This window comes from Zongyangia sp. (genome assembly GCF_965361945.1).
In genome coordinates this window covers 1-9,304 of the sequence record NZ_CBDTOK010000139.1, presented here as the reverse complement: position 1 = coordinate 9,304, position 9,304 = coordinate 1, and the positions used below count along the sequence as shown (strand labels likewise).

The following is a 9,304-nucleotide window of genomic DNA, read 5'->3' as shown; positions in this document are numbered from 1 at the left end:
GTGTTCCGTTCCGCCATGGGGGATGACCTGTGCGGGATGGAGGGCTATACCGCTACCTTTGGCCATGTCTTTGACGGGGACGGCGATTTTGACGAAGCAGTGGTGCTGATTTTTAAAGCGCCCCGCTCCTATACGGGGGAGGATGTGGCGGAAATCTCCTGCCATGGAGGCCCCTATCTCCTCCAGCGGCTGGTATCGGCCCTGATCCGCCAGGGCGCCAAGCCCGCAGGGCCGGGGGAATTTACCAAGCGGGCCTTTTTAAACGGCAAACTGGATTTGACCCGGGCGGAAGCGGTGGCGGATCTGATCGCGGCCCAGGGACGGCAGGCGGCCCAGTCCGCCCTGGCAGCCAAAGAGGGAACCCTCTTCCGAAAGATTCAACAAATCACCGGGGACTTGGTGGAAAATGCCGCCCATCTCGCCGCCTGGATTGATTATCCCGAAGAGGACGTGGAAGAGGTGGAAGGGGAAAGGCTCCTGGCCCGGCTGCAACAGACAGAGGAGGAGCTGAGATCCCTCATCGCCACCTTTGATACCGGCCGCCTGCTCCGGGAGGGGATTGATACCGCCATTGTGGGCCGGCCCAATGTGGGCAAATCCACCGTGATGAATATGATGGCCGGCTTTGATAAGAGCATTGTCACCGCCATCCCCGGCACCACCCGGGATGTGGTGGAGGATACCATCATTGTGGACGGCATCCCCCTCCGGCTGGCGGATACCGCCGGCATCCGGGCCACCGACGACCCGGTGGAGCGCATCGGTGTCCAGCGGGCCAAGGAGCGGATCAACCAGGCCAGCCTGATCTTGGCGGTCTTTGACAGCTCCAGCCCTCTCACCGAGGATGATCGGGAAATCATAGCCGCCTGCGGGGATAAGCCGGCCATTGCCATTATCAACAAGCAGGATCTGGATCAAAGAATTGACGAAAAGTATATTCAAGATAGATTTCAACATATAGTTTATACATCTGCCAAGGCGGGGGAGGGCCGGGAAGCCCTATCCCAGGCCATCAGCCAGGTTATGGCATTGGAGCATCTGGATCCCCAGGCGCCGATGATTGCCAATGAGCGGCAGAAGGACTGTGTTTACCGCGCCCTTGCCGCTGTGCAAAGCGCAGTGGAAGCTTTGACCATGGCCTTCACCCTAGACGCGGTGGATGTCTGTGTGGAGGATGCCATCTCCTGCCTCATGGAGCTGACAGGGGAGCGGGCCTCCGAAGCTGTGGTGGAGCAGGTTTTTGCCCGCTTCTGTGTCGGCAAATAGCCTGCGGCCCCTCCCGGGGCGGGAAGACGCGGCCCTAGCGGGCAGCATGACGCGCCCTAGGTTTTATTCGCGACATCGTTCGCGATGCCCGCAACTATGTTTCAATTGACACTACAGCGCGCGCCTAGCGGCGGGCAGAACGCGCTTTGAGTTTTGTCGACGACATTGCCGCGTCTCACGCGACTAAGTTTACTCATTGCGCCACAGCGCGGTATCCCCCAGCGGCAGCTGGCGCTCCTGCGGAGAGCAAGACGCGCCTTTGGTTTTTATTTTGTGAGATTGTCGCGACACCCGCGAATAGGTCACTGCCAGCACTCATTCGCGATTCGGCTGCGGGCACTGCCCGCCAGCGCGCGCCTAGCGGTGAGGATGGCGCGTCTAGGTTTTATTCGCGACATCGTTCGCGATGCCCGCGACTTAGTTACCCATTGCGCCACAGCGCGGTATCCCCCAGCGGTAGCTGGCGCTCCTGCGGAGAGCATGACGCGCCCTAGATTTTATTTGCGACATCGTTCGCGATGCCCGCAACTTTGTTTCGATTGACACATAAGCGCGCGCCTAGCGGCGGGCAAAACGCGCTTTGAGTTCTGTCGGCGACATTGCCGCGTCTCACGCGACTTAGTTACCCATAGCGCCACAGCGCGGTTCGGCGGCGGGCACTGCCCGCGGAAGGAGGAAGAGAGAATGGAATATGAAGCAGGCAGCTATGACGTAGCGGTGGTGGGCGCAGGCCACGCGGGAGTGGAAGCGGCCTTGGCCGCGGCGCGGCTGGGAGCGAAAACCATCCTGTTCACCATCACCTTAGACGGGATTGCCAACATGCCCTGCAACCCCTCCATTGGCGGCACGGCCAAGGGCCATCTGGTCCGGGAGCTGGACGCGTTGGGCGGGGAGATGGGGAAGGCGGCAGACGCCACCTTCCTCCAAAGCCGGATGCTCAACCGTGGAAAGGGGCCGGCGGTTCACAGCCTCCGGGTCCAGTCGGACCGGGAGCGGTACCATGTCTATATGAAACAGGTGGTGGAATCCCAGCCCGGCCTGGACATCAAACAGGCGGAGATTGTGGAGGTCCGAGCCGACGGCGGCCATGTTTCTCAGGTGGTCACTGGTTTGGGGGCAGTCTATCAGGTGAAAGCCTGCATCCTGGCCACCGGCACCTATCTGCGGGGCAAGATCTTTGTGGGGGATGTGTCCTATGCCTCCGGCCCTGACGGCACCCATGCCGCCGGGCCCCTCAGCGACAGCCTCCGGGCCCTGGGAATCGAGCTGCGCCGCTTTAAAACCGGCACCCCGGCCCGGGTCCACCAGGATTCCATTGACTATTCCCAGCTGGAGGTCCAGGGCGGGGATGAACCCATTACCCCCTTTTCCTTTGAGACAACCGGGCCTTTGGAAAATAGAAAGGTCTGTTATATCGCCTATACCAATGAGCGGACCCACCAGGTCATCCGGGACAACATCCACCGCTCCCCCCTCTACGGCGGCATGATCGAGGGCATCGGCCCCCGGTACTGCCCCAGCATTGAGGATAAGGTCATGCGGTTTTCCGATAAACCCCGGCACCAGCTCTTTATCGAGCCCATGGGGGCCGAGACCCGGGAGATGTACCTCCAGGGGATGTCCAGCTCCCTGCCGGAGGATGTGCAGATCGCCATGTACCGGACCATCCGGGGACTAGCGCATGTGAAGATCATGCGCAACGCCTACGCCATTGAATACGATTGCTGCAACCCTCTGGACCTGCTGCCCTCCCTGGAGTTTATCAAGGTGGGAGGCCTTTACGGCGCCGGCCAGTTTAACGGCACCAGCGGCTATGAGGAGGCCGCCGCCCAGGGCCTCATCGCCGGCATCAACGCCGCCCGGGCCGTCCAGGGCAAGGAGCCGGTGATCCTGGATCGCGCCTCCTCTTATATCGGCACCCTCATCGACGACCTGTGCACCAAGGGGTGTATGGACCCTTACCGGATGATGACCTCCCGCAGCGAATACCGGCTCATCCTCCGGCAGGATAACGCCGATGCCCGCCTGACCCCTTTGGGCCATGAGATCGGCCTCATCTCCGAGGAAAGATACGCCCGGTTCCTCCAGAAGGAGGAACAGATTGATGCGGAGATAGCCCGGCTGGAGAAGACCTCCGTCCCCCCCAGTGACGGCCTCAACCGCATGCTTGTTTCACATGAAACGGCGCCCCTTTCCACCGGCACCAAGCTGGCGGATCTCATCCGCCGGCCCCAGATCCACTATGAGGACCTGGCTCCCTTTGATCCCGACCGGCCGGAGCTTGACAGGGCGGTCCGGGAACGGGTGGAGGTGGAGATCAAGTACGCGGGCTACATCAAGAAGCAGCTGGCCCAGGTGGAGCAGATGCGGCGGCTGGAGCGGAAGGAGCTGCCGCCGGATGTGGACTATAAAACCATTGCCGGGCTGCGGCTGGAGGCCCAGGAGAAGCTAAACAGGATCCGGCCGCTGAATCTGGGACAGGCCTCCCGGATTTCAGGGGTCAACCCGGCGGATATATCGGTGCTGCTGATCTGGCTGTCCCAGAGAAACGGCCGGGGAGAGGAGGAAACCCATGATTAACAAGGAAAAGATGCGGCAATACGGGGCCATGATCGGGCTGGAATTAGTAGAGGAAAAGCTGGATCAGCTGGACGAGTACGCCCGGTTCCTGGTCGAATACAACGAAAAGGTGAATTTGACCGCTATTACCGACCCGGATGAAATCATCCGGAAACACTTTGCCGACAGCCTGCAGCTGCTGGCTCAGGCGCCCATGGCCCAGGGAGCCCGGCTCATCGACGTGGGGACGGGAGCAGGGTTTCCCTCCCTGCCCCTGAAGATTGCCCGGCCGGATCTGCAGGTGACCCTGCTGGACAGTCTGAACAAGCGGATAGTCTTTTTACAGCAGCTCTGCCAAAGGCTGGGGATCCAGGCGGAGACCATCCATGCCCGGGCCGAGGAGGCGGGCAGGCGGCCTCAGCTGCGGGAGCGGTTTGATTTTGCCACAGCCCGGGCGGTGAGCCATCTGAGGGAGCTGTCGGAATACTGCCTGCCCTTTGTCAAGGTCGGCGGCAGCTTCCTGGCCATGAAGGGCCCGGAGGTTGAGCAGGAATTGGAGGAAGGGGAGCGGGCCGTCAAGCTGATGGGCGGACGGGTAGGCCAGGTGATCCACTATGAGCTGCCGGAAATTGGGGAAGGGCGCACCCTTTTGGTCATCTCCAAGGAAAGGCCAACCCCCAAAGAATATCCCCGTCCCTCTGCGAAAATCGCAAAAAAGCCATTGGATTAACTGGAGCCGCCTTTTGGGCGGCTCTTTTTTGCGCCTACCGGCGGGGAAGATGCGGACCTGCGGTCGGCATGACGCACCCGGAGTTTTGTTTGCAACGCTGTCGTGACACCCGCGCTCCTGCGGCGAGCAAGACGCGCCCTGAGTTCTGTTTGAGACACTGCCGCGGCACACGCATTTTTGTTTTAGACAGCGCCGCAGCGTGACATCCCCCACCGGTAGGTGGGCCCCTCCCGGGGCGGGATGACGCACTCCAGGTTTTATGCGTAACACCGTCGCGGCACACGCGTTTTTATTGCCAATGGCACTACAGCGCGATATCCCCACCGGCAGGTGGCGCCCTGGGTTTTGTTTAAGACGCTGTTCGCGATACACGCGACTAAGTTACCCATTGCGCCTATCCGTGACCTCCCCCAGCGGTAGCTGGCGCGCCCACGGCCTAACTAAAACCACAGTCCGCGTCGCCCGCGTTTTTGTTTTAGACAGCGCCGCAGCGCGGACCTGCGGTCGGCATGACGCGCTCTAGGTTTTATCCGCGACATTGCCGCGTTTCTCGCGCTTTTGTTACAAACGACGCCGCAGCGCGATCTGGCTGCGGGCACTGCCCGCCCAGCGGTAGCTGGTGTCGAAAAGAGTAGGAAATTTTTGGAAAAAATTTTTGGAAAAGACTGGAAATCCTTGTAAACATATGGTAGAATATGGATAAAGGATGTGACAGCAATGAAAATCATGGGACGAAATAAACAGCAAACAGAAAATCTCAATCAAATCCGAAATCTTCCTATTGCGCAGGTGCAGCCCAACCCCATGCAGCCGCGGAAATATTTCTCCCAGGAGGAGCTGGCCTCCCTGGCGGCAAGTATCCGGGAAAACGGCCTGCTCCAGCCCATCACCGTCCGGGCGATGGAGGGCCACTATGAGCTGGTGGCAGGGGAGCGGCGGCTCCGGGCCTCCAAGCTGGCAGGACTCACCGTCATCCCCGCCATTGTGCTGCGGATGGATGACAACCAAAGCGCCATCCTCTCCCTGGTGGAGAATATCCAGCGGGCCGACCTGAACTTTGTGGAGGAGGCCCTGGCCATCAAAAGGCTGATGGCCCAGTATAGTTACACCCAGGAGGATGTGGCCCGCCTGCTTGGGAAAAACCAATCCACCGTGGCCAATAAGCTGCGGATCCTTCGGCTGCCCCACCATGTGCTGCGCTACCTCAGTGAACACCACCTGACCGAGCGCCACGCCAGAGCCCTCCTCAAGCTGGAGGGGGAGGAGCTGATCCGGGAAACTGCCCAGTCCATTGTCAAGTATGACTGGAATGTGGCCCAGACCGAAAAATATATCGAGGACCTTTTGACCCGCAAGCCCAAATCCGCTCATAGCAATATCCTGGTGGTCAAGGATATCCGCCTCTTCCTCAACACCATCAACAAGGCCCTGGGGAAGATGAAAGCCTCCGGCATCCCCGCCACCGCCGTGAGTATGGAAAACGGGGATTACATCGAATACACCATCAAGATCCCCAAGATTACCCAGAAGCGGGGGAAATATCCCGCATAGAACAGCACCCCAACTGATTCCTGAGAAATTCGGAGGATTGCCTGCACCAGTCCGCCGGTTTCTATAGATTCCCCCATGCGGCCTTTACCATAAGGGGCCGCTGACAAACTTCCTGAACCGATGGAAAAGGCGGGAGGGCGAAAGCCCTCCCGCCTTTTCTTGCCTTTTTGGGGGAAGTTTCACGTGAAACATCCTGACAAGGGAGGGGGCTTTACAAAAATGTTTCATGTGAAACAGGGAAATTGGTTTAAAAATAGAGGTAAGTGTGCTATAATATCCAACATACGGAAGATTGGAAAAGATCCGGAGGGATGCAGGAACATGGGAAGAATTATTGCCATCACCAATCAGAAGGGCGGGGTGGGGAAGACCACCACAGCGGTGAACCTGTCCGCCGCCCTGGGACAGCTGGGAAAACGGGTGCTCCTCATTGACATTGACCCCCAGGGCAACGCCACCAGCGGATTGGGTGTCAACAAGCGGGACATCCCATCCTCCACCTACGATCTCATCATCGCCGCGGCGGATGTAAAGGATGTGATCCGGAAGACGCCCTATGAGAATGTGGACATCCTGCCCTCCAACATTGAGCTTGCGGGGGCGGAGATTGAGCTGGTGGAGCTGGATCACCGGGAATCCCGGCTGAAACGGGCCATTGCCCCGGTGGTGGAGCAGTACGACTACATCCTCATCGACTGCCCTCCCTCCCTGGGGCTGATCACCCTCAACGGCCTTACCGCCTGCGGCAGCATCCTGGTTCCCATCCAGTGCGAATACTATGCCCTGGAGGGCCTCAGCCAGCTCATCGCCACGGTGCGCCAGGTCAAAAGGCTCTATAATCCCCGGATTGAGATTGAAGGCGTCCTCCTGACCATGTATGACGCCCGGCTGAACCTGACGGTCCAGGTGGTCCAGGAGGTCAAGAAATATTTTGCCGACAAGGTTTACGCCACCGCCATTCCCCGGAATGTGCGGCTGTCGGAGGCTCCCAGCTTTGGCCAGCCGGTGGCCTATTTTGACCGGAGCTCCAAGGGAGCCAAGGCCTATGAAGAACTGGCCAAAGAGATACTGGAACAGCATCGGCAGTAGGAGGAGGGAAGACATGGCAGGAAGAAAAGGCGGATTGGGCAAGGGGCTGGAGGCCCTATTCACAGACAACGCCACAGGGGATGTGAACAGCGCCACCCGGCTGCGGCTCAGCGAGATTGAGCCCAACAAGGCCCAGCCTCGAAAGGACTTCGACGAGGAGGCTTTGGCCTCCCTGGCGGATTCCATCAAAGAGCATGGGGTGATCCAGCCCCTGCTGGTGCGGCCCTTGGACAACGGCTCCTACCAGCTGGTAGCAGGGGAGCGGCGCTGGCGGGCGGCCCGGATGGCGGGAATGAGCGAGGTGCCGGTGATCATCAAGGAGCTCAGCGACCGGGAGACCATGGAAATCGGCCTCATTGAGAACCTTCAGCGGGAGGATCTCAACCCCATTGAGGAGGCGCTGGGCTATCAAACCCTGATGGATACCTATGATTTTACCCAGGATGAGATTTCCAGGCGGGTAGGACGATCTAGACCGGCGGTGGCCAATGCCCTGCGGCTGCTGCACCTGCCCCAGGAGGTCATCGCCCTGGTACGGAAAAAGGAGCTTTCCAGCGGACATGCCCGGGCCATCCTGGCCCTGCCCGACGAGGAGACCATGATCGAGACTGCCAAGAAGGCGGCCAAGGGAAATGTGTCGGTGCGGGAGATTGAACGCCTGGCCCAGGGAAAACGGGAGCGGCCCCAAAAGGAGAAGGCCGGCACCCGGGACAGCTTTTACGACGAGGTCGAGCTGGCCCTGGCGGCGGAGCTGGGGCGGAAAATCGCCATCCAGGTGAAGAATCAGGAAAAGGACCGAGGCACCATTACGGTGGAATTTTACAGTAAGGAAGAACTTGCCGACATTGCCAACCGGCTGGCCGGCACAGAAAGATAGAAGGAGTTAATCGCTATGTTAGACATTAAGCTGATTAGGACAGAACCTGACAAGGTCAAGGCGGCCATGAGAAAGAGAAATAAGGACATGGACGCCCAGGTAGATGAAATTTTAGCCATTGATGAGCGGCGGCGGCAGCTGTCCAGCGAATCGGACAACCTCAAGGCCCAGCAGAACAAGGCCAGCAAAGAGATCCCCCGCATCAAGAAGGAGGGAGGGGACACCACCGCTATTATGGCGGAGATGAAGCTCATCGCTGAAAAGGTGAAGAACCTGGCGGGAGAGATCTCCCAGCTGGAGGAAAAACAGAGGAATATCCTTCTGAGCATCCCCAACATCCCCAATGAGGCGGTAAAGCAGGGGGTCGACGACAGCGAAAACGAGGAGCTCCGCCGGTTTGGAGAGCCTCGGAAGTTTGATTTCGAGCCCAAGGCCCACTGGGACATCGGCGCCGATCTGGGGATCCTGGATCCGGAGACGGCGGCTAAGGTCACAGGCGCCCGCTTCCATTTCTATAAGGGATGGGGCGCCAAGCTGGAGCGCGCTGTCATCAACTTTTACCTGAACACCCACAGCCAGCGGGGCTATACCGAGGTATTCCCGCCCTACATGGTCAACCGGGCGTCCATGACCGGCACCGGGCAGCTCCCCAAATTTGAGGAGGACGCCTTTAAGCTGGCCAATATGGATTATTTCCTCATCCCTACGGCAGAGGTGCCGGTGACCAATATGCACCGGGATGAGATTCTGGACGGGGACAGCCTCCCCATCAAATACTGCGCCTACTCCGCCTGCTTCCGGGCAGAGGCGGGCAGCGCCGGCCGGGATACCAGAGGGCTGATCCGCCAGCACCAGTTTAACAAGGTGGAGCTGGTTAAGTTCACAAAGCCCGAGGAATCCTATGCGGAGCTGGAAAAACTGACGGCCGACGCCGAGTATGTCCTCCAGCAGCTGGGCCTGCCCTACCGGGTGGTGCGGCTGTGCTCCGGGGATCTGGGCTTCTCCAGCGCCGAGACCTATGATATTGAGGTTTGGCTGCCCTCTTATAACCGGTATTGCGAGATTTCCAGCTGCTCCAACTTTGAGGACTTCCAGGCACGGCGGGCCAACATCCGCTTCCGGAACGGCCCCAAGGAAAAACCCCAGTTTGTCCACACCCTCAACGGTTCCGGCGTGGCAGTAGGCCGCACCGTGGCCGCCATCCTGGAAAACTACCAGAACGCCGACGGCAC

At 59.6% G+C, this 9,304-nt stretch carries 7 protein-coding genes; all 7 read left to right on the top strand.

Going from position 1 to position 9,304, the window contains the following annotated elements; all coding sequences use genetic code 11:
• A partial coding sequence (gene mnmE, locus ACZ25G_RS08955; RefSeq protein ID WP_463682208.1) for a tRNA uridine-5-carboxymethylaminomethyl(34) synthesis GTPase MnmE occupies window positions 1–1,266 on the top strand: 1,266 nt, incomplete at its 5' end.
• Between the two features lie 684 nt (window positions 1,267–1,950).
• Window positions 1,951–3,846, top strand: a complete 1,896-nt coding sequence (gene mnmG / locus ACZ25G_RS08950) for a tRNA uridine-5-carboxymethylaminomethyl(34) synthesis enzyme MnmG (RefSeq protein WP_463682207.1) — start codon at window positions 1,951–1,953, stop codon at window positions 3,844–3,846.
• Window positions 3,839–4,555 (top strand): 16S rRNA (guanine(527)-N(7))-methyltransferase RsmG, encoded by a 717-nt coding sequence (gene rsmG / locus ACZ25G_RS08945; RefSeq protein ID WP_463682206.1) that lies wholly within the window; start codon window positions 3,839–3,841, stop codon window positions 4,553–4,555. The genes mnmG and rsmG overlap by 8 nt, the downstream gene beginning before the upstream one ends.
• A gap of 717 nt (window positions 4,556–5,272) precedes the next feature.
• Window positions 5,273–6,106, top strand: coding sequence for a ParB/RepB/Spo0J family partition protein (locus ACZ25G_RS08940; RefSeq protein ID WP_191482530.1), 834 nt, complete (start codon window positions 5,273–5,275; stop codon window positions 6,104–6,106).
• Between the two features lie 321 nt (window positions 6,107–6,427).
• Complete coding sequence (locus ACZ25G_RS08935) at window positions 6,428–7,195, top strand: ParA family protein (RefSeq protein ID WP_342682170.1); 768 nt, start codon at window positions 6,428–6,430, stop codon at window positions 7,193–7,195.
• Between the two features lie 13 nt (window positions 7,196–7,208).
• On the top strand, window positions 7,209–8,072 hold the full coding sequence (locus ACZ25G_RS08930; protein WP_463682205.1) for a ParB/RepB/Spo0J family partition protein: 864 nt from the start codon (window positions 7,209–7,211) through the stop codon (window positions 8,070–8,072).
• Between the two features lie 15 nt (window positions 8,073–8,087).
• Window positions 8,088–9,304: serine--tRNA ligase (gene serS, locus ACZ25G_RS08925; RefSeq protein WP_463682204.1), on the top strand; the 1,217-nt coding region annotated here is incomplete at its 3' end.